This window comes from Bradyrhizobium sp. AZCC 2230 (assembly GCF_036924495.1).
Lineage (GTDB): Bacteria > Pseudomonadota > Alphaproteobacteria > Rhizobiales > Xanthobacteraceae > Bradyrhizobium > Bradyrhizobium rifense.
Window position 1 is genome coordinate 4,113,770 of the sequence record NZ_JAZHRS010000001.1, and the last position, 24,586, is coordinate 4,138,355.

The window sequence follows — 24,586 nt, forward strand, 5'->3', positions numbered from 1 at the left end:
CGTCTTGATGGATTCCATTGGCCGGAGACGGCTCGATCGGGTAGTTTGACGGCAAGCTGATGTGGAGGCACACAATTGACCGACCTTTGCGCCGAAGACCTCGCCACCATCTATGCGAAGCCGACCCCGCGCGTGATCGCAAAGGCACGTCCCGCGATCGACGTGCATGCGAGGAAGTTCATCGAGATGTCGCCGTTCTGCGTGCTCGCGACGTCAGGCACCGACGGCAGCGTCGACGCCTCGCCGCGCGGCGGCGGCATCGGCTTCGTCCATGTCGCCGGCCCCAATCAGCTGCTGATGCCCGACCGTGCCGGCAACAACCGCATCGACAGTTTCCGCAACGTCGTCGAAGGCTCCGGCTTTGTGCATCTGTTGTTCTTCGTGCCGGGCATCGACGAGACGCTGCGCGTCGGTGGGCGCGGCACGCTGTCGGCCGATCCGGATCTGCTCGCCTCGATGGTCGAGTTCGGCAAGCCGCCGCGCGCGGTGCTGAGCGTCGCTGTCAACGAAGTCTATTTCCACTGCGGCAAGGCGCTGATGCGCTCAAAGCTATGGGCACCGGAGAAGGTGCAGCGCTCGGTGATGCCGAGCATCAGCCAGGTCATCCACGACCAGACCAGCCTCGGCGAGCCGGAGAGCCAGGAGATCGTGGAAGAGCGCTACAAGACGCAGCTGTAACTGGGTATTCGACAAAAAATCGTCCCGGCCTTCGCCGGGACGATTTGCAAAAATGCGCGGCTGACGTCGGAGCTTAGCGCCCTTCGCCCTCGAGCCCGCCGACGTGCTTCTGGGTGTAGAGCTCGAGGCCAATGCGGCCGATCAGGTCGAGCTGGGTTTCGAGGAAGTCGATGTGGTGCTCCTCGTCGCTCATCAGCTTCTCGAACAGGTCACGCGTGACGTAGTCCTTGACGCCGTGGCAGTAGGTCGCCGCTTCCTGGTAGAGCGCCCGTGCGCTCATCTCCGCGGCGAGATCGCACTCGATGATCTCCTTGACATTCTGGCCGATGCGCAGGGGATCGAGCACCTGCATGTTCGGGAAGCCGTCGAGGAACAGGATGCGCGCTGTGAGCTTGTCGGCGTGCTCCATTTCCTCGATGGACTCCTTGCGCCAGACCTTGGCCATGTCCAGCAGGCCCCAATTGTCGAGGAAGCGATAGTGCAGCCAGTACTGGTTGATCGCAGTCAGCTCGTGACGCAGTGACTTGTTGAGGTAATCGATAACTTTTGCGTCGCCCTGCATGGTTCACTCCAGCTCTTGCAGTCCAAATCGGCCCTAAACCGAATTTAGAATGCTTCTAAGTTAGTTCACCGACGAGGGCAACCGGCTACGGGACGCAGCCGGGGAAAAGCTCAGCCGAATTTGCGGAAGTTTTCAGCAGGCCGCGAGGGCGAACTGGGCGGGCTGGGCCGTCTCGTCATTCGCAGCCACGGTGTGGTTGTGCGGGCAGCCGGAGCAGCAGGACTTGGCGCAGGGGCCGAGCGCTTCGTCGATGATGGTCTTGATCGTCCGGGCGCAGCGGCCGCACTCGGCGCTGCAGCCGAGGCATCCATAGATCTGCTTGGCATGACGCACGGCATCGTCGGACTCGGCGACGGCGGCGCGGATGTCGTCATCGCTCAGCACGTTACAGGAACAAACGATCATGGAAGCGGTAGGCCCTTCGGTGATGCACCATCATCGATATTTAAGAGGCCATCCGGATGCAAAAGGAAAAACCGGTATTTCAAGCTATTCCAAACTAGCCCGGAAGCAGCCTAGAACGGCTCTAAAATAGGGAGTTGCACTGGATCAAGATGAGGCCGGATTGGGCCTAGTCGCTGCTCCCGCCTCCTCCACCATCGCCCCCGCCTCCGCAATCTCCACCCCCGCCGCTATCGCTCGTGGAGCAGCTGCCGCTGTCGGTTGAGCTTCCGGAACTGTCGCTGGAGAACCAGCTTCCGAGCGAGAAGCTCTCATTCGTGGTGTCCGAATAAGTGTCGCTTCCGCCGTCGCCGCCTGCCCTGGCGCGCGGGCGCGGGGCGCGGCTCTGTAAATGGCTCATCAGGGCATAACCGACCACGCCGACGGCCGCGACGGCGATCAGGGCGTTGGTCAGGATGTTCATGTTCGCCTCCCAAGCATGAAATCGGCCATTTCTACCAATTAGTCGCACCCGGCCAATGTGCCGTTCATTGATCGTTCAAACGAAGTATGGAACTTTAGCCGCAAGAGTTCCGCGTTCGCTGTGAAAGGTCGCCCCAATGAAGAAGTCGCTTATGGCGGTCGCTGCCGCCGCCACCCTGGTTTTGGCCGCGGGTACGCCGGCCCATGCACAGCGCGGTGTCGCTGCCGGCGTCGCCGCCGGGATCATCGGGGGCGCCATCGTCGGTGGCGCGCTGGCCTCTCCGTATTACTACGGACCCGGACCGGGCTACGCGTATGGCCCGGGTTACGGCCCCGGCTACTATCCGCCCCGCTACTACGCACCGGGTCCTGGCTACGTCGCTGACGACTATTACGGCGATGGCTGTGTCTGGCAGAAGCAGCGCTTCTGGGACGGCTACGCCTGGCGCATTCGCCGCGTCAGAGTCTGCGGCTGAGGCGCGTCAGGCCGCTCGATTGAAGCGATTCAATTGAGCGGGTTCACTACGGATGCGCCGTTCATCTCCGGGCCTGAAAAAGACCGCTTTTTCTCGTCACAGCTCCGTGCGCGTTTACCGCGGATTGACCATTTGCGCGCTTCCTAGCTGCAAGGCCAATTCGATCAGAGTGTGCGTGAACCTTTGAAACCCGGGCGCTTCCAACAAGGAGCGTCCATCTCTCAGGAGTGCCAAGAGCATGAAGAAGACTATTGTTGCCGCCCTCACGGTTGCGACGATCGCCGGTTCGCTGGTGACCGCCACGCCGTCCGCCCAGGCCCATGACGGCGTTGGCGTCGGCATCGCGGCCGGCCTGCTCGGCGGCGCGATCATCGGCGGCGCCATCGCGTCGAGCCGTCCCGCTTACGGCGGACCGGTGTACGTTGCCGAGCCCGGCCCGCCCCCGCCGCCCTGCTACTGGCAGCGCCAGCGCTATTGGGACGGTTACGGCTGGGCCGTTCGTCCGGTTCGCGTCTGCTACTGATCTGATCGCACAGCGCTGACCAAGCGCCGCGATCGAAGCCCGGCCGAGACCATCGGCCGGGCTTTTTTCTTTTCGGCGGCCTTGTCAGCGCGCCGCCTGGATCGAACGCAGCACCTCTTCGCTCGGCCAGCAATCGACCTTGAGCCCGGCCGCCTTCTGATAGGCGCCAAGCGCAGCGCGCGTCTGCATGCCGGCCTTGCCGTCGATCTTGTCCTTGTAAAGCCCGGCGCGTGTCAGCCCGCGCTGCATCGTCTCGACGTCCTTCGTGCGCAATTGCTTCGAGGCGGACCACGGCGTCGCGAACGGCAGCGGGCTCGTCATGCGGTCGCTGAGATGACCGACGAACAGCACATAGAGGTCGGAGAAATTGTATTCCTTGATGACGAAGTAGTTCTTCGTAGTCAGGAACGCCGGACCATAGATGCCCTCCGGCTGGAGCAGTGATGCCGGCTGCGCCTGCTCGGCCGCGCTGAGCTTCTCGCCACGCACCGGCACAAAGCCTTCGCGCAACCACTGGCCGATCGGCTTCGTCACCTCGGGCACGCCGGTGGTGCAGTCGACCTTTGCCGGCGCCTTCACCTCATAGGCCCAGCGCACACCGCTCTGCCAGCCCTTGTTGACGAGCTGCTGCGCAGCAGAGGCCAGCGCATCCGGCACCGAGTGCCAGATGTCGATGCGGCCGTCGCCGTCGAAATCGACGCCATGCTTGTAATATTCGGACGGCAGGAACTGCGTGAGCCCGGTGGCGCCGGCCCAGGACGAGCGCATGTCCTTGCGCGTCACCACGCCCTCGCCGAGGATCTTCAGCGACAGGATGAACTCGTTGCGATAGGTGTCCTTGCGCCGGCCGACATAGGCCTGCGTCGCCAGCACGCGGACGAGATCGTAAGGCAGCGTATAGCGGCCGTAATCGGTCTCGCGTCCCCAGATCGCGAGCATCACAGTGGCGGGAACGCCGGAGCTCTTCTCGATTTTCGTCAGCGCGGCATTGTATTTCTGCAGCAGCCGCTGCCCCTCGCCCGCGAGATTCGCAATCGAGCCTTCCCTGACATAGTCCGCCGGCACCTGCACGAATTCGGCCTGCGACGGCGCGCCGGTCGCGGGCCGTCCGGGCAGGATCAGATCAGGCAGCTTGTAGTCCGGCTCGAGCCCGCGCGTCTGTTGATCGAACGTCGCGCGCGAGACGCCGGCCTCCTGCGCTTCCGGCCAGAGTGAGGCGATGAATTGCGTAAAGGCGGCGTCGGCGGCGTGAGCGGACGACAAGCCGCAGGTGACCATGATCACTGCAGCGATGAGCGACCGCCCCATCATGCCGACATCACCGCGTCAGCTTCTTGTACTTCACGCGGTGCGGAATGACGCTGTCCTGGCCGAGCCGGCGCATCTTGTCCTTCTCGTAATCCTGGAAGTTGCCTTCGAACCATTCGACATGGCTGTCGCCTTCGAAGGCCAGGATGTGGGTCGCGATGCGGTCGAGGAACCAACGATCATGGCTGATGATGACGGCGCAGCCGGCGAAATCTTCCAACGCCTCTTCGAGCGCGCGCAGCGTATCGACGTCGAGGTCGTTGGTCGGTTCGTCGAGCAGCAGAACGTTGGCGCCGGACTTCAGCATCTTGGCGAGATGGACGCGGTTGCGTTCACCGCCCGAGAGCGCACCGACCTTCTTCTGCTGATCGGCGCCCTTGAAGTTGAACGACGAGCAATAGCCGCGCGAGTTCACTTCCTTCTTGCCGAGCAGGATCAACTCGTTGCCGCCGGAGATCTCCTCCCACACGTTCTTGCTGCCATCGAGCGCGTCGCGCGACTGGTCGACATAACCGAGATGCACGGTCTCGCCGACCGTGATGGTGCCCTTGTCCGGGGCCTCCTGCTTGGTGATCATCTTGAACAGCGTGGTCTTGCCGGCGCCGTTGGCGCCAATCACGCCGACGATGCCGCCGGGCGGCAGCTTGAAGGTGAGATCGTCGATCAGCAGGCGATCGCCATAGCCTTTGCTGAGGGTTTCGAAATCGACCACGTTGGCGCCGAGCCGTTCGGCGACCGGAATGATGATCTGCGCGGTCTGGGTCTGCTTCTCGCTCGCCTGCTTGAGCAGATCCTCGTAGCGCTGGTAGCGCGCCTTCGACTTGGCCTGGCGCGCCTTCGGCGAGGACGCGACCCATTCCTGCTCGCGCGCAATCGTCTTCTGGTGCGCGGCGTCCTCGCGGCCTTCCTGCTCGAGCCGCTTCTGCTTCTGCACCAGCCAGGACGAATAGTTGCCCTCGTAGGGAATCCCCTTGCCGCGATCGAGCTCGAGAATCCAGCTCGTGACGTTGTCGAGGAAGTAGCGATCGTGGGTCACGATGAGGATCGCGCCGGGATAGGTGCGCAGATGGCCTTCCAGCCACGACACCGACTCGGCATCGAGATGGTTGGTCGGCTCGTCGAGCAGCAGCAGCTCGGGCTGGTCGAGCAACAGCTTGCACAGCGCGACGCGGCGGCGTTCACCGCCGGAGAGCTTCGTCACATCGGCATCGTCGGGCGGGCAACGCAGCGCGTCCATGGCCTGGTCGACCTTGCTGTCGAGATCCCAGAGGCCCTGGGCCTCGATCTCGTCCTGCAGCTTGGTCATCTCGTCGGCGGTCTCCTCGGAATAATTCATCGCCAGCTCATTGTAGCGATCGAGGATGGCCTTCTGCTTGGCGACGCCCAGCATGACGTTCTCGCGCACGGTCAGCGCAGGGTCCAGATGCGGCTCCTGCTCGAGATAGCCTACGCGCGCGCCCTCGGCGACCCAGGCATCGCCGGTGTATTCCTTGTCGAGGCCCGCCATGATCTTGAGCAGGGTCGATTTACCGGAGCCGTTGACGCCGAGAACGCCGATCTTGGCGTCCGGGTAAAAGCTGAGGCGGATGTTGTCGAGCACCTTGCGGGTCGGGTAGCTCTTGGTCAGGCCGTCCATGAAGTAGACAAATTGGCGCGCCATCGGTCCCGTGAAACCTTCAATTTGAGGAGTTTTGCTTGGTGCCGATGTAGCGATCCCGCCCCCAAAGGGCAATGTTTTCCCTCCGTTCACCACGGATGAATACTGGGCGGACACCATCCTGACCCCGTTCCGGACAATTGAAACCATCTTTCAATAAATCAGGCCAAAGCTCGGTCTCGCGCGGAAACAGCGCCACCCGCTCAGAATGAACGGGGAGCACAGCGAGGCCCATCATGGCTCTGATTGAGATCCACTCCATCGCCGTTCCGGTCGAAGCCGGGAACGCGTCCGGACTCGTGTCCGAGGTCAAGGGCTTCTGGAAGCGCTTCTTCGCCACGGCCTTCGACCCCTACCGGCCCGAACTGCACTACATGCGCGGCCCCGGCCCGGCCTGGCGCGCCAAGCACGGCATGGATACGCCGATCCGGCTGAAGCCCCGCGACCTCTGAGCCGCCGTTCCATCTCGTTTGCCTACGGATTTTTGAAGACCCAGACTGCTTGCGCGCAGGCCTGATTGCGCGCAACCATGGCCCGGTTCCGACGATGGCGCTCTCCGCCCGGCGCCGCCACCTCTCGCCATCAACTCTAGCCTTGGATGAACGCGGATGACGCGGCTGCGCTGTGCAATTCTCGACGACTATTTCAACCTCGCCCTCGACGTTGCAGATTGGTCGAAACTGTCTGACCGCGTCGACGCCACCGTGTTCAGCCATCCCTTCGCCTCCGAGCAAGCCGCAGCCAGCGCGCTGGCCGATTTCGACATCATCTGCGCGATGCGCGAGCGCACCGCATTCCCCAAGAGCCTGTTCGAGCGCCTGCCGAAGCTGAAGCTGCTGCTCACCTCCGGCATGCGCAATGCCGCGATCGACATGGAGGCCGCGAAGGCACGCGGCATCCTCCTCGGCGGCACGCAATATTCCCGCGATCCGACCGCGCCCCTCGCCATGGGCCTGATCCTGGAACTGACCCGCGGCATCGGCCGCGAGAATGCGCGCATGCATGCCGGTGAGCCCTGGCAAACCTTTGCCGGTGTCGAGATCGAGGGTCTGACGCTCGGCGTCGTCGGGCTGGGCAAGCTCGGCACCAAAATGGCGGGCATCGCCAAGGCCTTCGGTATGAACGTGATCGCCTGGAGCCCGAACCTGACGCCGGAGAAGTGCGCAGGCGCAGGCGTCGGCTACGCCACCAAGGAGGAGCTGTTCGCCAAGGCCGATATCATCACCATCCATGTGGTGCTGAGCGATCGTTCACGCGGCCTCGTCAGCCGCGCAGACCTCGCGCGGATGAAGCCGACCGCCTTCCTCGTCAACACTGCGCGCGGACCCATTGTCGATGAGACAGCGCTGCTTGAGGCCTTGCAGCAACGTAAGATCGCCGGCGCCGGCATCGACGTGTTCTCGGTCGAGCCGCTGCCGGTCGATCATCCCTTCCGCAAGCTCGACAATCTCGTGCTGACGCCGCATCTCGGCTACGCGACCGAGGACGGCTTGTGCATCCACTACGGCCAGATGGTCGAGGCGATCGACGCCTTCACCAAGGGCAACGAGCTGCCGCGCAAGCTCGCCTGAAGCGACGCGGACTTGAAACGACGCAAGCCTGAAACAAAAAAGGGCGTGCCAGTGGCACGCCCTTTTGCAATCTGAATTGTCGTGACGCGCTTAGCGCACGGTGACCGGCGCAGGCAGCGGCGGCACCACCGTCGGCTGCGTGCCCGGAACCGGACCGGCCGGCGCAGGCGCAGCCGATGCGGTCGCCGTTCCCGGCGGCGTACCACCCTGCATCACCACGACGCGGGTGCCGACCTTGGCGCGATCGAACAGATCCGAGACGTCCTCGTTCAGCATGCCAATACAGCCGGAGGAGACGAACTTGCCGATCGTCGAGGGCTGGTTGGTGCCGTGGATGCGATACACGGTCGAGCCGAGATACATGGCGCGAGCGCCGAGCGGATTGCCTTCGCCGCCGGCCATGAAGCGCGGCAGATAGGGCTGGCGCTCGATCATTTCCGCCGGCGGATGCCAATCCGGCCACTCGGCCTTGCGGGTGATCTTCTGCACGCCGGTCCAGGTGAAGCCATCGCGGCCGACGCGGACGCCGTAGCGGATCGCGCGGCCGTTGCCGAGGACGTAATAGAGGTAGGTGTTCGGGGTATCGACGATGATGGTGCCGGCCGGCTCCTTGGTCGCCAGCGACACTTCCTGGCGGCGCAGGTTCGGCGCCAACTGCGCAGGAGCGGCGTCGGGCTGTTCCTCGGGCGGCAGCGAGGCGATCGCCATCGGCCGGCCATCGGCACCGACGGCGGGCTGCTGCGAGACCGCTCCGGTCGAGGCCGGGCCACCAACGGCCTCCGGCGGACGCAGGCCATCACCGCCGGGCGCCTGGCCCGGACGATCAGCATAGATCACTGCGGGCGGACCGGCGGGGCGGCCATAGCGGGGATCATCGGGCGACATCACCGGCCCCTGCGGCGGAGCGGCGGAATAGACGGGCGGAGCGCCAGCCGGGCGGCCATAACGCGGATCATCCGGCGACATCACCGGGCCCTGCGGCGGGGCGGCCGAATAGACCGGCGGAGCGCCGGCCGGGCGGCCGTAGCGCGGATCGTCGGCTGGACCTGGCGGCGGCAGCGAGGCCTGCGGCATCGCGTCGTCGTCATCTTCCAGCGAGTCGAAATTCGGGGCGCGGTCGCCGGGCCGGTATTCGGCCGGAGCGCCGTAGCTCGGCGCCTGCTGGACCGGATAGCTCTGGGCCTGTGCGAGCGAGGTTCCCGCCGCAGCGACTGTTGCGGCAGCGCATATCGTCAGAAAATGTTTGATCATCATCGCTCTTGTTAGTCCCCGGGCCCCGTCCGAGCCGTCAACGGCCAGATGACCGAAGATAGCGGCACATTCAAGACATAACAGGCCGAGTTGGGCCGATTTAGCGATTTGTGATGCAATCGCACACAGTTGCCCCGTTGCATCACGGGATGGAAATCGCATCACGCCGTAGATTGCCGGAGTCATCCACCCCGATTTTTACGGAACGGCGCGGAGACGTTGCGATATGGTCGAATCAGCCTGATTCGCCACCGATTTGAGCTCGAATCCCTGCGTGGCGAAGACGGCGCTCAGTACCGTCACCGCGTTCAGATGGCTCATGGGCCCTGGCTACCGACCGCCGGGGCGGAAATTCGCAATCCGTCAATGCTTCCCGGCTTTCGCTTCCTGCTTGCCGCGATCCTGCTGTCTACCTCCATCCTGGTGTTCGGCTTAGGGGCCGCCTCGCTGCTGCGGGCGAGCCACGAGCAGTATGTCAGCAACCCGTCCTGGCGGAACGGCCCGCAGGAGCAGGTGTTCGCGCAAAGCCCCGAGCCGGCCCAGCCGGTGCTCGCGGCGCTCCGCGTGGAGCCGGTCGCCAATGAGGCGACGCCCGCGGTGCAAGACCAAGCCCCAAGCAACCAGATCCCGAGCATTGGCCTGCCCGCGGTCGAAACCGCGCCCGAGCAGATGGCCGCGGTGACGCTCGAGGCCAAGATTCAGTCTGAGCCCCAGCCAGAGCCTCAGGTCGCCGCTGTCGCGCCGCCCGCAGAGACGGCTCCGCCCGCAACCGAAGCGCCAGTCGCCGAGCCCGCCAAGATCCAGGCTGCGGCTCCCGCGCCCGCCGACACGCTCACCCTGGCCGACACGACGGTTGCCACCGCCACCACGACGCCGGCCCCGGCGATGAGCGCCACCGACGTGCCGCGAACCGCGACACCGGCGCTGGCTTCGCGCGTGAGCGACATCGCAGCGGCCAGGGTGGCTGCGCTGAACGACCTCGCGCCTGCGAAGACCAAGACCGACAGCGCCGCGCCCGACAGCAAGCCGCGCGCGCACAAGCCGAAGAAGCGTCACCGCATCGTGCGGCGCCCGCCGCCTCAGCAGTTACAGCAATCACTCGATCCGTTCGGCCAGCAGCAGCAGACGCTCGCCACGACCGCCACGCGCACGCGCTGATCTTACGCCGGACCCGTCGCGATCGGCGGGCCTTTTTCCTGGCCCCATTCCGACCATGAGCCGTCATAAAGTGCGGTGTCGGTAATCCCTAAGCGATAGAGCGCGAGCGTCAGCACGCCGGCCGAGACGCCGGAGCCGCAACTCGTCACGATCGGCGCATCGAGCTTCACACCGGCGCCGGTGAAGGCGGCGCGGAGATCCTCGAGCGGCTTCATCGCGCCGGTCGCGGCATCGAACAGCTGGTTGTAAGGCACGTTGCGCGCGCCGGGGATGTGGCCGGAGCGAATGCCCGCGCGCGGCTCGGGGGCGCGGCCTTCGAAGCGATCGGCGGCACGTGCGTCGATCACCTGCTCGGCGTGACTTTCGACATTGGCGATCAGCTGCTGCATGCTGCGTACACGCTTCGTATCGTAGCTCGCCTTGAACGTCGCAGCCTTCGGCTTGACCTCGCCGCTCTCGACGGCGCGTCCCTCGGCGCGCCACTTCTTCAGGCCACCATTGAGGATGCGCACATTGCTGTGGCCGAAGGCCAAAAACATCCACCATGCGCGAGGTGCTGCGACCCAGCCGCCTGCGTCGTAGAGCACCACGGTATCGGCGTTCGAGATGCCGAGATTGCCGACATCGCGGCCGAATTGCTCGGCGCTCGGATACATGTGCGGCAGCGGGTTCGAATGATCCGACACCGCATCGACGTCGAAGAACACCGCCCCCGGCAGATGCGCAGCGAGATAGTCATCCTTCGGCAGCGGCAGCACGCCCGGCAGCTTGAAGCTGGCGTCGAGCACCTTGACGTTGGCGTCGTTGATGTGGGCAGCGAGCCATTCGGTCGAGACGAGGGGGTCGGTGGCGGTCATGCGAGGTCTTTCTTGTCATTCCGGGGCGTGCGCAGCACGAGCCCGGAATCCATCGTGCGGCAGAGACTGAGGATGAATGGATTCCGGGCTCGCGCTTCGCGCGCCCCGGAATGACGAGAGCGCTCACCCCTTCTTCTTCGGCTCCCACTGCTCCGTCGGACCGCCGGCATCACGCCAGGCTGCGTAGCCGCCGGCGATGTGGGCGACGGGCTTCAGGCCCATGTCCTTCGCGGTCTTGGCCGCGAGCGCGGAGCGCAGGCCGCCGGCGCAGTGGAAGACGAACTTCTTGTCCTCCTGGAACACCGGCTTCGCATACGGGCTCTGCGGATCGATCCAGAATTCGAGCATGCCGCGCGTGCAGGAGAACGCGCCGGGGATGCGGCCGTCGCGTTCGATCTCGCGGGGGTCGCGGATGTCGACGATGACGACGTCGCCGTTCTTGGAGATCTCGATGGCGTCCTTGGCGGTCAGCGTCTCGATCTCGGCATTGGCCTCGTCGATCAGCGCCTTGATGCCGCGGGTGATGTTTTGGGGCATGTGGTTCTCCCTCTAGTCGGCCGCGCGTGCAGCTAGTGCGTCAATTCCTTCATCGCACCTTCAAGTCCCTCGATCGTGATCGGGAACATGCGGTTCGCAAAGATGCGTTTGATGATGGTGGTCGATTCCGAATAGTCCCAGTGCTTCTGCGCGACCGGATTGAGCCACACCGAATGCGGATAGGTGCGGATGATGCGGTCGAGCCAGACCGAGCCGGGCTCCTCGTTGACATGCTCGACCGAGCCGCCGGGCACCATGATCTCGTAAGGCGACATCGAGGCGTCGCCGACGAACACGACCTTGTAGTCGTGCGGGTATTTGTGCAGCACGTCCCAGGTCGGCGTGCGATCGGTGAAGCGGCGCTTGTTCTGCTTCCACACGCCTTCATAGAGGCAGTTGTGGAAGTAGAAATACTCCATGTGCTTGAACTCGCTCTTCGCCGCCGAGAACAGCTCCTCGACCTGCTCGATATGCGAATCCATGGAGCCGCCGATGTCGAAGAACACCAGCAGCTTCACCGCATTGCGCCGCTCGGGGCGCATGTGAACGTCGAGATAGCCGTGATTGGCGGTCTCGCGGATGGTGGTATCGAGATCGAGTTCGTCCGGCGCACCGGTGCGCGCGAACTTGCGCAGGCGGCGCAGCGCCACCTTGATGTTGCGGATGCCGAGCTCGACATTGCCGTCGAGATCCCTAAACTCGCGCTTGTCCCACACCTTCACGGCACGGTTGTTGCGGTTTTTCTCCTGGCCGATGCGCACGCCTTCAGGATTGTAGCCGTGCGCGCCGAACGGCGAAGTGCCGGCGGTGCCGATCCATTTCGAGCCGCCCAGGTGCCGACCCTTCTGCTCCTCGAGCCGCTTCTTCAGGGTCTCCATGAGCTTGTCCCAGCCCATGGCCTCGATCTGCTTCTTCTCTTCCTCGGAGAGGTATTTCTCGGCGAGCTTCTTCAGCCACTCCTCGGGGATCTCCGCCTTCTCCATGGCGTCGAGCAGGCTTTCCAGCCCCTTGAACACCGTGCCGAAGACGCGGTCGAACTTGTCGAGGTTGCGCTCGTCCTTCACCAGCGAGGTGCGCGACAGATAGTAGAAATTCTCGACCGAATAGTCCGACAGGTCAGCGTCGAGCGCCTCCATCAGCGTGAGGTATTCGCGCAGCGTCACGGGGACCTGCGCATCGCGCAGAGACGTAAAGAATTGCAGGAACATGGGTGACAGATTGCCCGTCGGGTGGCGAACGTCAAGGGGCGGAGCCCGGCGCTGCACGCTGGACCGGTGGGCTTTTTGCTCTAGAATTGACCGCCTCACAGGGTTGTTTTGGGGACGTTTGCAATGGGTATTCTCGCAGCGCTCATCATTGGCGCGATCGCCGGCTGGCTTGCCGGCAAGATTGTCCACGGGGCGGGATTTGGGCTGATCGGCAACATTGTCGTCGGCATCATCGGCGCGCTGGTGGCCGGCTGGGTGCTGCCGCAGCTCGGCATCGCGCTCGCCACGGGCACGCTGGGCTCCATCATCGACGCCACGGTCGGCGCCGTGATTGTGCTCGTCATCCTTTCGCTGATAAAACGGGTCTGAAAGCCTGACCGAACCAGGAACGGCCGCCATGAGCGGCCGTTCCCATGTCGTGACCGAGCTAGCACCTCGGCCGACGACCAACAAGGACGCGCGATGAAATTTACCGGCACCAAGGACTATGTTGCGACCGACGATCTCAAGGTCGCCGTCAACGCCTCGATCGTGCTGGAGCGCCCGCTGCTGATCAAGGGCGAGCCTGGCACCGGCAAGACGGTGCTGGCGGAGGAAGTGGCGAAGGCGTTGAACGCGCCGCTGCTGACCTGGCACATCAAGTCCACCACCAAGGCGCAGCAGGGCCTCTACGAATACGACGCGGTGTCGCGCCTGCGCGACAGCCAGCTCGGGGATGCCCGCGTCTCCGACATCAAGAACTACATCAAGCGCGGCAAGCTGTGGGACGCCTTCGCGGCCGAGCAGCGCCCGGTGCTCCTGATCGACGAGATCGACAAGGCCGACATCGAATTCCCGAACGATTTGCTGCTCGAGCTCGACCGCATGGAATTCCATGTCTACGAGACCGGCGAGACGATCAAGGCGAAGCAGCGCCCGATCATGATGATCACCTCCAACAACGAGAAGGAGCTGCCGGACGCCTTCCTGCGCCGCTGCTTCTTCCACTACATCAAGTTCCCCGACGCCGACACCATGGGCCGCATCGTCGACGTCCACTTCCCCGGCATCAAGAAGCGCCTGGTCGAGGAAGCGCTGCGCATCTTCTTCGAGGTGCGCGAGGTGCCCGGCCTGAAGAAAAAGCCCTCGACCTCCGAGCTGCTCGACTGGCTGAAGCTGCTGCTCAACGAAGACATGAGCGTCGAGCAACTCCGCGAGCGCGACCCGCGAAAACTGATCCCGCCGCTGCATGGCGCGCTGCTGAAGAACGAGCAGGATGTGCACCTGTTCGAGCGGCTGGCGTTCTTGAGCCGACGGGAAGTTTGAGGGCACGCTCTCTTGGGATAGCGCTGCGCTGTCGCGTCACCATCGGTGTCATGCCCCGGCTTGACCGGGGCATCCAGTACGCCGCGGCTCCTCGATTCAAGCACAACCGCCTCTGGAATACTGGATCGTCCGGTCAAGCCGGACGATGACAGCGAGAGTGTGGCCGCAGACGCACCTCCGCATCCTCGCGGCGCATTTCGCCCGAGCTTTGCTTCGTTCCTCGCCCTCCAGGAAAGAGGGCGCAGGGAAGGCCGGGTGCCGGCTGGCACCCACGGTCCGCTGTGCGAGTGTAGCGCAGGGAGAAATGCACAGCGGCATACAGGTGAAGCCGAACACACGGCCTTCCCTGCGCAGTGGGTTGACGGCTTATGCCGTGCTCTCCCGGGAGCCGAATTCCTTCTGGCCTCCCTCGCCCCGCGAATTGACGATGTGGTTGACCCGGTTGGGCGCTCCACACCTCCGCAAAAGGCTTGGCCGTAGCGACGACGGCCAGGACCACACGGTTTTGCCGTACGCGCGCTCATCGACGCCACAGGGTCTTCCGGCAGTGTGCACACGCGCCGAAAGAATGCTGGCGAGACGAACTTGACAGCGCCGCTCGTTCACACGCGGGTCTCAGGCTCACAGGGACTACCCGCCCTGCCCGCCCCATCTCGTGCCGACGCTGCCGCGTCCACCGCAACCCGACCCACGTTTCGAACGACAAACGAGACGCCCCTCTTCGATGGGCCGGGCTGTTTCGATTTATGCCGCAATTCCGAATTTCGGTAAAGTGGAATATTTTTGCGGGGAGGAATTGACGGGGTGGGCGGTGTTTTGCCCGACGGGCAGTTTTCGCAGGACTAGCGCTGCTGCTCCTTCCAGATCTCCCACGGCTGGAACGGCGCGACCACACGTCCCTCGGGATCGATCCGGCCCCACTCTCCGCCCTCGTACCAATGATGCGAACCGTCGGAAGCCTGCGTGCAACCCCGACACACCACCGCGAGGCCTTTCTCGAACGGATAGGCCCCATCGTAGATGGCGGGAATGACGAGGTCGAGATTGCGGTCGACATACCCAAGCTTGCCTCCGACCGGCGACCGCGCACGGCGATCGACGAAATCATCCGCGCCGTTGTCGTAGGTCTCGACCGGCACCAGCGGTTTGCCACGTCGCGTGTAGTACCATTGGCCCTTCTTGCCCGTGCCATACAGCAGGACTCGCGCGAGACCATTGGAGTCGAATTGGAGCCGCGACAAATAGGAACTCGTCAGGCGCGGCTGACCATCGGGACCGCTCGCCGCGCATTGCTTGATGTCCAGCTCAGGCTCCCAGCAATCGAACACCGCGTCCGACGCATCTCCGCCTCGTTCAGCCGCGGTGACAGATTTGGACGAAAGAAGCATTAGAGCGAGCAGCGCCGCCGCCTTCACAATCTTCGCCATTCAAAAATCCTTCAGCTCGTAGGGTGGGTTAGCGTTAGCGTAACCCACCTCTTCTGTTTCCGTATCGAGAGAAGTGGTGGGTTACGCCGCGCGGACTGCGCTTTGCGCAGCCGCGGGGCTAACCCACCCTACGAAGATCGCCTCACGCCACCGCGGCCTCCGGAATCCGCGCGGCTTCCATTGGCACCTTGCCGCGGATCAGGTCCGAGGCACGATCCGCGATCATCATCGTGGAGGCGTTGAGGTTTGCCGAGATCATGCGCGGCATCACGGAGGCATCGATGACGCGGAGGCCTTCCAGGCCGTGAACACGGAGCTGGTCGTCGACCACTGCCCAAGAAGTGTCCGCCGGGCCCATGCGGCAGGTGCAGCCGGGGTGGAAGGTGGTGGTGCCGCGTTCGGTGGCGGCGGCCAGGAACTCGTCGTCGGTGTTGATGTTCGGCCCGGGGAAATCCTCATAGGCGTAATAGGGCGAGAGCGGCGCGGACTTCAGCAGGTTGCGCGCGAGCTTCATGCCGCCGACGATGACGCGGCGGTCGAGCTCGGCGTCGAGATAATTGGTCTGGATGATCGGCGGCGCGAACGGATCATTGGAGCGGATGCGGACATAGCCGCGGCTCTCCGGGCGCTGCTGCCAGGATGCGACGGTCATGCCGGGCTCGTCCTCGAGCTGGCCCTGCACACCTTCCTTGTAGCTCGCGGGGGTGAAGGTGAGCTGCAGGTCGGAACTATCGGCGCTCTCGCCGGAATGCCAGAAGCAATAGACCATGGTCGGCGACAGCGAGAGCAGACCGCGGCGCGCGGTCGCCCATTTCAACGCCTCGATCCACAGCGAGAAACCACGACGAAGCTCGTTGATGGTCTTGATGTCCTTTACGCGCGCCACCGTTCGGGGCGCGTAATGGTCTTGCAGACCCTCGCCGACCGGGAGCGCGTGACGCACCTGGATGCCGTGGGCGTTCAGAAAATCGGGCGAGCCGATGCCGGAGAGCTGGAGCAGCTGCGGCGAATTATAGGTGCCGCCGGAGAGGATCACTTCCTTGTTGGCGCGCACTTCCACCGGCGTACCGCCGCGGCCGCCCTTGGCATAGCGCACGCCGACGGCGCGCTTGCCCTCGAAGATGATCTCGGTCGCATGCGCATGCGTGTGCACATGCACGTTCGGCCGCTTCATCGCGGGCTTGAGGAAGGCAGTCGAGCCGGAGACGCGCAGGCCCTTGTCGATGGTGCGCTGGCAGTAGGAGACGCCTTCCTGTTTCGCACCGTTGTAATCGGGGTTGCGGGGGATGCCGAGCGACACCGCGCCTTCCATAAAGGCCTCGCAGAGCGGATCGCGCCACTCCATCGTCGTGACGGTGAGCTTGCCGTCGCGCCCGCGAAACGCGTCCTCGCCCTCGCCGACCCGCTTCTCCAGCCGCTTGAAATAGGGCAGCACGTCGGCATAGCCCCAGCCGCGATTACCCATCTGCGCCCAGGTGTCGAAATCCATGCGCTGGCCACGGTTGTAGATGTGGCCGTTGATCGAGGACGAGCCGCCGAGCGTCTTGCCGCGCGGCGCGTAGATGCTGCGGCCGCCGGTGTAGGACCCGACCTCCTGCTGGTAGGCCCAGTTGATGCTCTTCATGTGGAAGGTCTTGATGAAACCCGCCGGCAGATGGATGTAGGGATGCCAGTCGCTCGGGCCGGCCTCGAGCACGCAGACGCTGGTGTTGGGATCTTCACTGAGCCGGCTTGTGAGCACGCAACCGGCGGAGCCCGCGCCGATGATCACATAGTCAAATCTATCCATGGTGCCTCGGCCGCCTTTAGCGCGGCTTGTCGTTGAGTTGATATTCGAGATGCGCCTTCACCGTCGGCCATTCCGCCGCGGTGATGCTGTACACGACGGTGTCGCGCAGCGTGCCGTTCGGCGCGACCTGGTGGCTGCGCAAAATGCCGTCCTGCTTGGCGCCGAGACGCTCGATGGCGCGACGGCTCTGGTGGTTGAAGAAGTGCGTGCGGAATTCGACCGCGATGCAGTTCAGCGTCTCGAACGCGTGGGTGAGCAGCAGGATCTTGCACTGCGTGTTGAGCGGTCCGCGCTGCGCGCTCTTGCCATACCAGGTCGAGCCGATCTCGACGCGGCGGTTGGCGGCATCGATGTTCATGTAAGTCGTTTGGCCGACGATCTTGCCGCCCGCGTCGAACACGGTGAACGGCAGCATCGAGCCCGCGGCCTGGAGACCGAGCCGGCGGTCGATCTCCTTGGCCACGTTCTCGGGCGTCGGGATCGCGGTGTACCAGATCGTGTAGAGCTCGCCGTCCTTCACGGCCTCCACCAGTCCTTCGCGGTGCTCTTTCGACAGCGGCTCGAGACGGGCGTGCTGTCCACGCAGGGTGATGGGATCAGGCCAGGGCATCTTGAAGTCTCCTTTGTCATTGCGAGGAGCGCAGCGACGAAGCAATCCAGACCGTCTCCGCGGACGCATTCCTGGATTGCTTCGCTTCGCTCGCAATGACGGTCACTAGCACCGTTTACTTGTTTAGGAAATTGAGAGGCAAACCGCCGCGCGGCCAGTCCATGGCGATCAGCTCGCCGTTGCCGGACAGCGTGATGTAGGCGGTCTTCAGTTCGGGGCCGCCGAAGGCGATATTGGTGGTGACGCGGTCGCCGGTCGGGACCTGCTCGACCAGGGTGCCATCGGGTGCAATCACCGAGATGCAGCCCGAGACGAGGGTGGCGACGCAGACGTTGCCGTTGGCTTCGACCGCGAGCGAGTCGAACATCTGGTAGCCGCCGAGGCCGCAGATCGGTTTTCCCCGCTCGCCGCGGTAGATCACCTCACCCGGCTTGAGCGTGCCGGGCGCGGAGAGCTCATAGGCCCAGAGCCGGCCGGTGGGCGTCTCCGCGATGTAGACGGTGTTCTCGTCCGGCGACAGACCAATGCCATTGGCCGGCAGCACGCCATGCACGACCTCGACGATCTCCGTCATGCCGGGCTTGAGATAGTACATGCCGCCGACATCCATCTCGCGCGCACGGCGCTTGCCGAGGTCGGAGAACCACAGGCCGCCGTGCTTGTCGAACACGAGATCGTTCGGCCCACGCAAATCGTGCTCGCCGCATTTGGTCACGACGGTCTCGATTTGGCCGGATTGCAGGTCGACGCGCTGGATCGAGCCGCCGAGATAGCTGTCCGGCTGCGGTCCGGGCATGATCATCTTGCCGGTGGGAATCCAGGAGAAGCCGCCATTGTTGCAGATGTAGATCTTGCCGTCGGGACCGAGCGCCGCGCCGTTCGGGCCGCCCGGCACCTTGGCCACGATCTCCTTGCGGCCATCGGGATAAACGCGGGTCAGGCGCTGGCCGCGGATTTCCACCAGCACGACCGAGCCGTCGGGCATCACGACCGGCCCTTCGGGAAATTCGAGGTCGGTGGCGAGAACGCGAACGTTGGACATGTGGGACCCTCCCGGCTGCTTGTTATGGCTTGCACGGGATGTCCGGCACGGGCCCCACACGCAAGATTTGCCTGCGGTTATGACAAAGTAGGTCCCCCTTGCCAAGCAAGCGGGATGGTATGCCAGCGTTGCAATGCTACTCCCTCACCGGCACCCAGATCTCGAAGCCGCCATTGCCGCTCACGGGATCGAACTTCTCGTCATAGCGCTCGAAGTTCGGCGCGTCCGCGGCCTTCAGGCCAGAGGCCGGCAGCCATTGATTCCAGATGGTGTTGACGGTGCTGCGGATCGAGGCGACGTGGTCTGAATGCGTGAACACCGCATAGCGCTGCTCGGGAATGCGGATGCGGCCAAGCCCGCGCGGCAGATCGGAGAAGTCGGTGACCTCGACGCCGGCGATGTAATCGAAGTTGCCGGAATCATCGCCGTTACAGCACACGCCGTAAGCGACGTTTCCGACACGTTCCGGAATATCGGCGACCTCCTGGTGGAAGCGGTGCCACAGGCCCGGAATGGCCGCGCCGTTGTCGCAGGAGATGCGCTCGGCGAGGCCGGCGACGAGGAAGGCTTTTGCGGTTTCGAAACGCGGGGCTTTGAGGTTGTCGAGCATGGTGGAGTCCATGAGGATCGGCTCCTGAAGCGTGAGATGATTGACGCTCGTCGCCGCCCTCACCGCTTCCGGCGTGGTGCCGAACTGGTCGCGGAACGCGCGGGTGAATGCTTCGTGCGAGCCGTAATCCGCCTCCAGCGCCAGCGACAGAATGTCCGGCGCGCCCCTGGCAAGACTGCGCGCCGCCTCACTCAGCCGCCGTGCGCGCACGTAACGCATCACCGGCAGACCGGTGGCTGCGGCAAACGCACGCACCATGTGGAACCGCGACACGCCACCGATCGCAGCGATCTCGTCGAGCGTCATCGGCTCGGCCAGATGGCTCTCGATGTACCAGAGCGCGCGCTGGGCTGGGTTCATGATGACCCTCATTCGAAGCAAGGACGGGTTTAGTCGATCACGAGATGCCCTGTTTGATCGGCGTTGCGGTCAGGCGCTATTTGTCCTTCGCATCCTTCGGCGGCGGCGCGTCCTGCTTCTTCTTCAGATCGTCCGCCTGCTTCGCCTGCGCCGCCTGGAGATCGCCGACGGTCTTCTGCAGGCCCACGAGCGTCACCTTCAGCGCGTCGATCTGGCGGTTGGCTGCATCGATCTTCTGCTGATGATCGAGATTGAGCTTGGCGATGGTCTTCTGGAGAAAATCGACATTGCTCTGCAGACAGCCGGTGCGCCGCTCCATGGTCTTCTCGACCGTGCAGATCTCGATGCCGGGCACGTCCTGCGCCAGCGCCTGAGTGTGCGCGACGAGCAGTAACATGGCGAAACACACGGCGGCGAGCGTGCGCGGCATTCAGGTTCCTCGTCAAATTAATCACGGCAATGTGCGCCGATTGGGCGCGCCTTCCCGAAGCTACCACACTCGTACCGCATTCTCGCGTTGAGCTTGGGTTGTTCCCTCGGACGGGGAGCAGTGAACCGCGCGCGGAAGAAGTGGGCGCTCTTTCCGTGGCTTTGATTAGGGGAGATTTTTGGAATGGCAACGCGTGATAGACGTCTGGCGGAATTCGATGGCGCCGGACAGCCGCCACCTGGCCTGCCGGTCGAAGTGCTGTGTGAGGACCACAGCGGGACATATCAACTGCCGTTCGCCTGCCGCTATGTCGAGGGCCGCTGGCAGAACGACGCAGCCGGCGTCCCGGTGGAAGCCACCGTCATCGGCTGGCGCGTGCCGCGTGTGAAGCATTCCGGCGTCGCCTGACGGCTTGGTTCTGTCTCAAAATGCAACGGGGCCGCGCTCAGCCTTAAGGAACGGAACGCGGCCCGAACGAATCACGTCCGAATCAGCCGTTTAGCGCTGTACGCGGCTGTTCACGGCTAGATGTCGACAAAGCGCAGCCGTCGCGCACAATATCTGCGCGACGCAAGAACCGCCCTCACCAATGACCGGGGCCAAAAGTTAATGATGGCAAAGACATAGAGGCTGGCGAGGACGCGGGCCACGGCCGCCGCGGAAACAGGCAGGACCGTGCAGCGCCTGCCTAATATTCGACCTCGAGCTCCTCGATCTCGGCCGGCTCTTCCTTCGCCGCCGCGATCCATTCCTTCATCTCGGGCATCGCCATGATGGTATCGGCATAGGCCTTCAGCTGCGGCTCGAGCTTGACGTCATAGGTGACGAAGCGCGTCACCACGGGGGCGTACATCGCATCCGCCATGGTGCGCGTCTCGCCGAACAGGAACGGGCCGCCGGACTTCTCCAGGCAGTCGCGCCAGATCGACCAGACCCGGTCGATGTCGGCCTGCGCGCGCGACCAGATCTTGAAGCCGGGAAAATGCCCCTTCAGATTGACCGGCAGCGAGGCGCGCAGCGTGGTGAAGCCGGAATGGATTTCGCCGCAGATCGAGCGGCAATGCGCGCGCTGGACGCGGTCTGCCGGCAACAGTCCGGCGTCCGGCATCGCCTCGTTGAGATATTCGGCAATCGCGAGCGTATCCCAGACGGTGGCGCCGTCGTGGCGCAGGCAGGGCACCAGGATCGAGGACGACAGCAGCAGGATTTCGGCGCGCGCCGATGCGTCATCGGGCGCGGTGACGATCTCCTCGAAATCGAGCCCGGAAAACTTCGTCAGCAGCCAGCCACGCAGCGACCAGGACGAGTAGTTCTTGCTGCTGATGGTCAGTGTCGCCTTCGCCATAGGGCTCTTCCCTCACGCCTTTGACTTGCAGTTATTTGGACTCGCAGTGACTTGCACGCCGCCCGGCCTGGACGTGCCCGTCACCTGTGCTTCCTGCGAAATGAGCAGCAAGCGACGTGCCAATTTTGAGGTCGGCCCAACGCGCTTCTGGCTCCGATATTGCATGGCACCATCGGACAGGTGGGCGCTTCAGTATGATGTCGATGTATTATCAGGCTTTTCAGAACCAGATGGACTTGACGGCCCCGCTTCGGGCAGGGGCCTCGTCCGCGCTCAAATTCCTCCATCTGGCGCCCCAGGGCATGTCAGACCAGGTGATCGGCCGGCTCTCGGCTGCGCTGGAGCTGATCTCGCGCTCCACCCTCACCTATGACCGCCCGGCCTACGGCATCGACAGCGTGAAGGTGGGCGATCGTGAGGTTGGGATCACCGAGGAGATCGCCTACGCGACGCCGTTCGGCTCGCTGCTGCACTTCAAGAAGGACGGCGTGACCGAGCAGCCGCGCATGCTGCTGGTGGCGCCGATGTCCGGCCATTTCGCCACGCTGCTGCGCGGCACGGTGAAGACCCTGCTGCAGGATCACGACGTCTACATCACCGACTGGCACAATCCGCGCGATATCCCGCGCAGCGAGGGCCGCTTCGGGCTCGACGACTACACCGAGCATCTGATCGACTTCCTCGGCCAGCTCGGTCCGCGCCCGCATATGGTGGCGATCTGCCAGCCGTCAGTCTCCGCGCTCGCGGCCGCAGCGATCATGTGCGAGGGCAATCACCCTTCGCGGCCGGCGACGCTGACGCTGATGGCGGGGCCGATCGACACGCGCATCCAGCCGACCAAGGTCAACGACTTCGCCAAGAGCAAGCCGATCGAATGGTTCGAGCAGAACCTGATCAACTACGTGCCGGTGCAGTGCCGCGGCGCGCTTCGGAAAGTCTATCCCGGCTTCGTGCAGCTCACGGCGTTCGTCTCGATGAACCTCGAGCGCCACATCAAGCAGCACATGGATCTCGCCAACCACATCGCCAAGGGCGAGAAGGAGAAGGCCGCCAGCATCAAGACCTTCTACGACGAATATTTCGCGGTGATGGATCTGCCGGCCGAGTTCTACATCGAGACGGTGCGCGACGTGTTCCAGGAGCACCTGCTGCCGCAAGGCAAGCTGATGCATCGCGGCCGCCCGGTGGACACCAAGGCCGTCGGCCGCATGGGCCTGATGACGGTCGAGGGCGAGAAGGACGACATCTGCTCGATCGGCCAGACGCTCGCAGCGCAAGACCTCTGCACCGGCGTGCGCGCCTATCGCCGCGTCCACCACATGCAGGCCGGCGTCGGCCATTACGGCGTATTCTCGGGCAAGCGCTGGAATAACGAGATCTATCCGCTGCTGCGGGATTTCGTGCACGTCAATTCGTGAGGCGCTGCGTCGATTTCAAGTGACCAGCCGGATATGCGCGGCTGTCGGCTTGCGGCCGGCGCCGTTGATCGGTGTGATATCCTGCGGGCAGGCCGAGAAGACCACGTAGCAATCCCGGAGAGCCCGCAGCACCACATAGTCGCCTGGCCTGCTGACGGGCTCGCCCTGCGTCAGGCTGAGATCGCCGTTGACCGGGATGTTCATGAACAGGTTGAGCGGCTGCGGTACATGGCTCGCCTTCATGCCGATCTCGTCCAGAGCCTCGACCATGTTGTCGGCGCAGTTGCGATGATAGTCCGTGCAACCCAGATGCTCATAGCGCCAGCGGTCGCACGCCGCCATCAGGGTGTCGTGGATGCCGGGCGATGTGTCTTGCTCCAGCACCAGAATCGGTTCCCGTTTATTGGTGAAGAGCGTCTGGCCGGCGGCCGGCATCAACCGGCCGTTCTCGACCCTTGTGTGCTCCATCGACATATGGTGTCCGAGATCCCCGATGCAGAACGCCCAGGTGTCCACGACCTGAGCGCCATAGGTGTTGATGATTTGGACGGCCTGCCCCTTGCCCAGCCGAACGGCTTTGCCACGCGTGGCCGGGATGACGTCGAGTGTTCCAGTCATGATGCCCTCCTTCAAGCGGCGAGACGAGCGCTGCGGCGGGCTGCCCAGCGCGGCTGGGCGCAGATGTGGCCCAGGAATTCGATGACGGTCAGCGCGCCGAGATAAGCGGTGACACCGGTGCCAACATCGAGCGGCGGATTGACCTCGACGAAGTCGAAACCCGCGATATCGTGTCTCACGGCGATCGCCTTCAGGCTGTCGCGCAGCTCGGGATACGTCAGTCCATTGGGCTCAGCCGAAACGCAGCCTGGAACCAGCGACATGTCCATAGCGTCGACGTCGATGCTGACGTACACCCGTGAGCCCGCGGGCAGCAGATCGGCGACCCCTTGCGGACCGATCTGACGGAACTCGCCCATCGGAATGACACGGTTGCCCGACGCAATGACATCCTCGATCTGCGCCGGCGAATGACGCAGGCTGCGAATGCCGACCTGCGTCAGGCTGAGCGTGTTGTCCATGCCGGCGATATGGCGAAAGGCATGGCTGTTGGTGATGGTCAGGTCGTTCTCGAACGGCGCGTAGTCGGTATGCGCGTCGAAATGGATGACGTGCAGCTTCTCCTGGAAGGCACGGAAGATCGGATAGGTAATCGAATGATCGCCGCCGAGCACCACAGGAAGCGCGCCGCGATCGAGAATCCCGCGCACCATGGCGGTGATGTTCTCGAAGGTGCGAGGCGCGTTGGCCGGGTGAATATCGACGTCGCCGACGTCAGCGATCAGGCCCTTCGACATTTCCTCGACCAGATATTCGCGCCGGGTCTCCGGATCGTAGTAACCTTCGCCGCTGCCGTAGAAGCGCAGTGAATGCTCGCGCAGTGCGCGCGGCGCAAGGCGGCTGCCCGGCATGAACGGCGAGCCCTCGTCGAAAGGCACGCCGAGTACGGCAATGGCCGCGTCCAGCGTGGACAGATCCTCGCAGATTCGCGAACGCAGGAAGGACGGGATCCCGACATAGGGACGGTTGACGCGAGGCATGG

General features: G+C 64.0%; 29 protein-coding genes. 10 read left to right on the forward strand and 19 right to left on the reverse strand.

Annotated features, from left to right (window positions below; translation table 11 throughout):
- Window positions 1-75 precede the first annotated feature (75 nt).
- Window positions 76-678, forward strand: a complete 603-nt coding sequence (locus tag V1280_RS19710; protein ID WP_334527555.1) for an MSMEG_1061 family FMN-dependent PPOX-type flavoprotein — start codon at window positions 76-78, stop codon at window positions 676-678.
- A gap of 73 nt (window positions 679-751) precedes the next feature.
- Here V1280_RS19710 and bfr read toward each other — a convergent pair whose 3' ends face one another.
- The 3 genes from bfr to V1280_RS19725 all read right to left on the reverse strand — a co-directional run bounded on the left by bfr (window position 752) and on the right by V1280_RS19725 (window position 2,105).
- Window positions 752-1,240, reverse strand: a complete 489-nt coding sequence (bfr, locus tag V1280_RS19715; protein ID WP_334527558.1) for a bacterioferritin — start codon at window positions 1,238-1,240, stop codon at window positions 752-754.
- A gap of 132 nt (window positions 1,241-1,372) precedes the next feature.
- A complete protein-coding gene (locus V1280_RS19720; protein WP_334527561.1) occupies window positions 1,373-1,645 on the reverse strand; it encodes a (2Fe-2S)-binding protein in 273 nt (90 codons plus the stop codon).
- A gap of 166 nt (window positions 1,646-1,811) precedes the next feature.
- Window positions 1,812-2,105 carry a hypothetical protein gene (locus V1280_RS19725; protein WP_334527564.1) on the reverse strand — a complete coding sequence of 98 codons (294 nt, stop codon included), beginning with the start codon at window positions 2,103-2,105 and terminating at the stop codon, window positions 1,812-1,814.
- 136 nt (window positions 2,106-2,241) lie between these two features.
- On the opposite strand from V1280_RS19725, the gene V1280_RS19730 reads away from it, so the two are divergent.
- Window positions 2,242-2,580, forward strand: a complete 339-nt coding sequence (locus V1280_RS19730; RefSeq protein ID WP_334527567.1) for a hypothetical protein — start codon at window positions 2,242-2,244, stop codon at window positions 2,578-2,580.
- A gap of 238 nt (window positions 2,581-2,818) precedes the next feature.
- Entirely contained in the window at window positions 2,819-3,103 is a 285-nt protein-coding gene (locus V1280_RS19735) for a hypothetical protein (RefSeq protein WP_148772736.1), read from the forward strand.
- A gap of 84 nt (window positions 3,104-3,187) precedes the next feature.
- On the opposite strand, the gene V1280_RS19740 is transcribed toward V1280_RS19735, so the two are convergent.
- The 3 genes from V1280_RS19740 to V1280_RS19750 are packed head-to-tail and all read right to left on the reverse strand — an operon-like array spanning window position 3,188 to window position 6,306.
- Window positions 3,188-4,414 carry a lytic murein transglycosylase gene (locus V1280_RS19740; RefSeq protein WP_334527571.1) on the reverse strand — a complete coding sequence of 409 codons (1,227 nt, stop codon included), beginning with the start codon at window positions 4,412-4,414 and terminating at the stop codon, window positions 3,188-3,190.
- A gap of 7 nt (window positions 4,415-4,421) precedes the next feature.
- Window positions 4,422-6,071, reverse strand: a complete 1,650-nt coding sequence (gene ettA / locus V1280_RS19745) for an energy-dependent translational throttle protein EttA (RefSeq protein ID WP_334527574.1) — start codon at window positions 6,069-6,071, stop codon at window positions 4,422-4,424.
- Window positions 6,072-6,087: 16 nt separating this feature from the next.
- Window positions 6,088-6,306 carry a hypothetical protein gene (locus tag V1280_RS19750; RefSeq protein ID WP_334527577.1) on the reverse strand — a complete coding sequence of 73 codons (219 nt, stop codon included), beginning with the start codon at window positions 6,304-6,306 and terminating at the stop codon, window positions 6,088-6,090.
- Here V1280_RS19750 and V1280_RS19755 point away from each other — a divergent pair.
- On the forward strand, window positions 6,305-6,520 hold the full coding sequence (locus V1280_RS19755) for a hypothetical protein (RefSeq protein WP_334527580.1): 216 nt from the start codon (window positions 6,305-6,307) through the stop codon (window positions 6,518-6,520). The genes V1280_RS19750 and V1280_RS19755 overlap by 2 nt on opposite strands.
- A gap of 156 nt (window positions 6,521-6,676) precedes the next feature.
- Window positions 6,677-7,639, forward strand: coding sequence for a D-2-hydroxyacid dehydrogenase family protein (locus V1280_RS19760; RefSeq protein ID WP_334527583.1), 963 nt, complete (start codon window positions 6,677-6,679; stop codon window positions 7,637-7,639).
- 90 nt (window positions 7,640-7,729) lie between these two features.
- Here the strand turns inward: V1280_RS19760 and V1280_RS19765 are convergent, their stop codons facing one another.
- A complete protein-coding gene (locus V1280_RS19765; protein WP_334538363.1) occupies window positions 7,730-8,890 on the reverse strand; it encodes a L,D-transpeptidase family protein in 1,161 nt (386 codons plus the stop codon).
- Window positions 8,891-9,256: 366 nt separating this feature from the next.
- On the opposite strand from V1280_RS19765, the gene V1280_RS19770 reads away from it, so the two are divergent.
- The gene (locus V1280_RS19770; RefSeq protein WP_334527586.1) at window positions 9,257-10,048 is read left to right on the forward strand and encodes a hypothetical protein; all 792 of its coding nucleotides are present in this window, start codon (window positions 9,257-9,259) and stop codon (window positions 10,046-10,048) included.
- A gap of 2 nt (window positions 10,049-10,050) precedes the next feature.
- Here the strand turns inward: V1280_RS19770 and sseA are convergent, their stop codons facing one another.
- The 3 genes from sseA to V1280_RS19785 all read right to left on the reverse strand — a co-directional run bounded on the left by sseA (window position 10,051) and on the right by V1280_RS19785 (window position 12,650).
- Window positions 10,051-10,905, reverse strand: coding sequence for a 3-mercaptopyruvate sulfurtransferase (sseA, locus tag V1280_RS19775; protein WP_334527589.1), 855 nt, complete (start codon window positions 10,903-10,905; stop codon window positions 10,051-10,053).
- 123 nt (window positions 10,906-11,028) lie between these two features.
- Window positions 11,029-11,442 (reverse strand): rhodanese-like domain-containing protein, encoded by a 414-nt coding sequence (locus V1280_RS19780; RefSeq protein ID WP_334527591.1) that lies wholly within the window; start codon window positions 11,440-11,442, stop codon window positions 11,029-11,031.
- Between the two features lie 32 nt (window positions 11,443-11,474).
- Window positions 11,475-12,650 carry a vWA domain-containing protein gene (locus V1280_RS19785; protein ID WP_334527593.1) on the reverse strand — a complete coding sequence of 392 codons (1,176 nt, stop codon included), beginning with the start codon at window positions 12,648-12,650 and terminating at the stop codon, window positions 11,475-11,477.
- Window positions 12,651-12,773: 123 nt separating this feature from the next.
- On the opposite strand from V1280_RS19785, the gene V1280_RS19790 reads away from it, so the two are divergent.
- Entirely contained in the window at window positions 12,774-13,019 is a 246-nt protein-coding gene (locus V1280_RS19790) for a GlsB/YeaQ/YmgE family stress response membrane protein (RefSeq protein WP_254133485.1), read from the forward strand.
- A gap of 93 nt (window positions 13,020-13,112) precedes the next feature.
- On the forward strand, window positions 13,113-13,955 hold the full coding sequence (locus V1280_RS19795) for an AAA family ATPase (RefSeq protein ID WP_027529387.1): 843 nt from the start codon (window positions 13,113-13,115) through the stop codon (window positions 13,953-13,955).
- Between the two features lie 842 nt (window positions 13,956-14,797).
- On the opposite strand, the gene V1280_RS19800 is transcribed toward V1280_RS19795, so the two are convergent.
- The 6 genes from V1280_RS19800 to V1280_RS19825 form a co-directional block, all read right to left on the reverse strand.
- Window positions 14,798-15,382, reverse strand: a complete 585-nt coding sequence (locus tag V1280_RS19800; protein WP_334527600.1) for a WG repeat-containing protein — start codon at window positions 15,380-15,382, stop codon at window positions 14,798-14,800.
- A gap of 142 nt (window positions 15,383-15,524) precedes the next feature.
- Window positions 15,525-17,171 carry a GMC family oxidoreductase gene (locus V1280_RS19805; RefSeq protein WP_334527603.1) on the reverse strand — a complete coding sequence of 549 codons (1,647 nt, stop codon included), beginning with the start codon at window positions 17,169-17,171 and terminating at the stop codon, window positions 15,525-15,527.
- Window positions 17,172-17,187: 16 nt separating this feature from the next.
- Window positions 17,188-17,781: a GNAT family N-acetyltransferase gene (locus V1280_RS19810; protein ID WP_334527606.1), complete on the reverse strand. Its 594-nt coding sequence runs from the start codon at window positions 17,779-17,781 to the stop codon at window positions 17,188-17,190.
- Between the two features lie 115 nt (window positions 17,782-17,896).
- The gene (locus tag V1280_RS19815) at window positions 17,897-18,823 is read right to left on the reverse strand and encodes an SMP-30/gluconolactonase/LRE family protein (protein ID WP_334527609.1); all 927 of its coding nucleotides are present in this window, start codon (window positions 18,821-18,823) and stop codon (window positions 17,897-17,899) included.
- Between the two features lie 136 nt (window positions 18,824-18,959).
- Window positions 18,960-19,793 carry an AraC family transcriptional regulator gene (locus V1280_RS19820; protein ID WP_334527612.1) on the reverse strand — a complete coding sequence of 278 codons (834 nt, stop codon included), beginning with the start codon at window positions 19,791-19,793 and terminating at the stop codon, window positions 18,960-18,962.
- A gap of 76 nt (window positions 19,794-19,869) precedes the next feature.
- Window positions 19,870-20,223: a hypothetical protein gene (locus V1280_RS19825; protein ID WP_442895144.1), complete on the reverse strand. Its 354-nt coding sequence runs from the start codon at window positions 20,221-20,223 to the stop codon at window positions 19,870-19,872.
- Window positions 20,224-20,406: 183 nt separating this feature from the next.
- On the opposite strand from V1280_RS19825, the gene V1280_RS19830 reads away from it, so the two are divergent.
- On the forward strand, window positions 20,407-20,631 hold the full coding sequence (locus V1280_RS19830; RefSeq protein WP_334527615.1) for a hypothetical protein: 225 nt from the start codon (window positions 20,407-20,409) through the stop codon (window positions 20,629-20,631).
- A 280-nt stretch (window positions 20,632-20,911) separates the two neighbouring features.
- On the opposite strand, the gene V1280_RS19835 is transcribed toward V1280_RS19830, so the two are convergent.
- The gene (locus tag V1280_RS19835; RefSeq protein WP_334527618.1) at window positions 20,912-21,568 is read right to left on the reverse strand and encodes a glutathione S-transferase family protein; all 657 of its coding nucleotides are present in this window, start codon (window positions 21,566-21,568) and stop codon (window positions 20,912-20,914) included.
- Window positions 21,569-21,762: 194 nt separating this feature from the next.
- On the opposite strand from V1280_RS19835, the gene V1280_RS19840 reads away from it, so the two are divergent.
- Entirely contained in the window at window positions 21,763-22,986 is a 1,224-nt protein-coding gene (locus V1280_RS19840) for a polyhydroxyalkanoate depolymerase (RefSeq protein WP_334527621.1), read from the forward strand.
- Between the two features lie 15 nt (window positions 22,987-23,001).
- Here the strand turns inward: V1280_RS19840 and V1280_RS19845 are convergent, their stop codons facing one another.
- A complete protein-coding gene (locus V1280_RS19845; protein ID WP_334527624.1) occupies window positions 23,002-23,604 on the reverse strand; it encodes an urea carboxylase-associated family protein in 603 nt (200 codons plus the stop codon).
- A gap of 11 nt (window positions 23,605-23,615) precedes the next feature.
- Complete coding sequence (locus tag V1280_RS19850) at window positions 23,616-24,584, reverse strand: arginase family protein (RefSeq protein ID WP_334527627.1); 969 nt, start codon at window positions 24,582-24,584, stop codon at window positions 23,616-23,618.
- Window positions 24,585-24,586 lie beyond the last annotated feature (2 nt).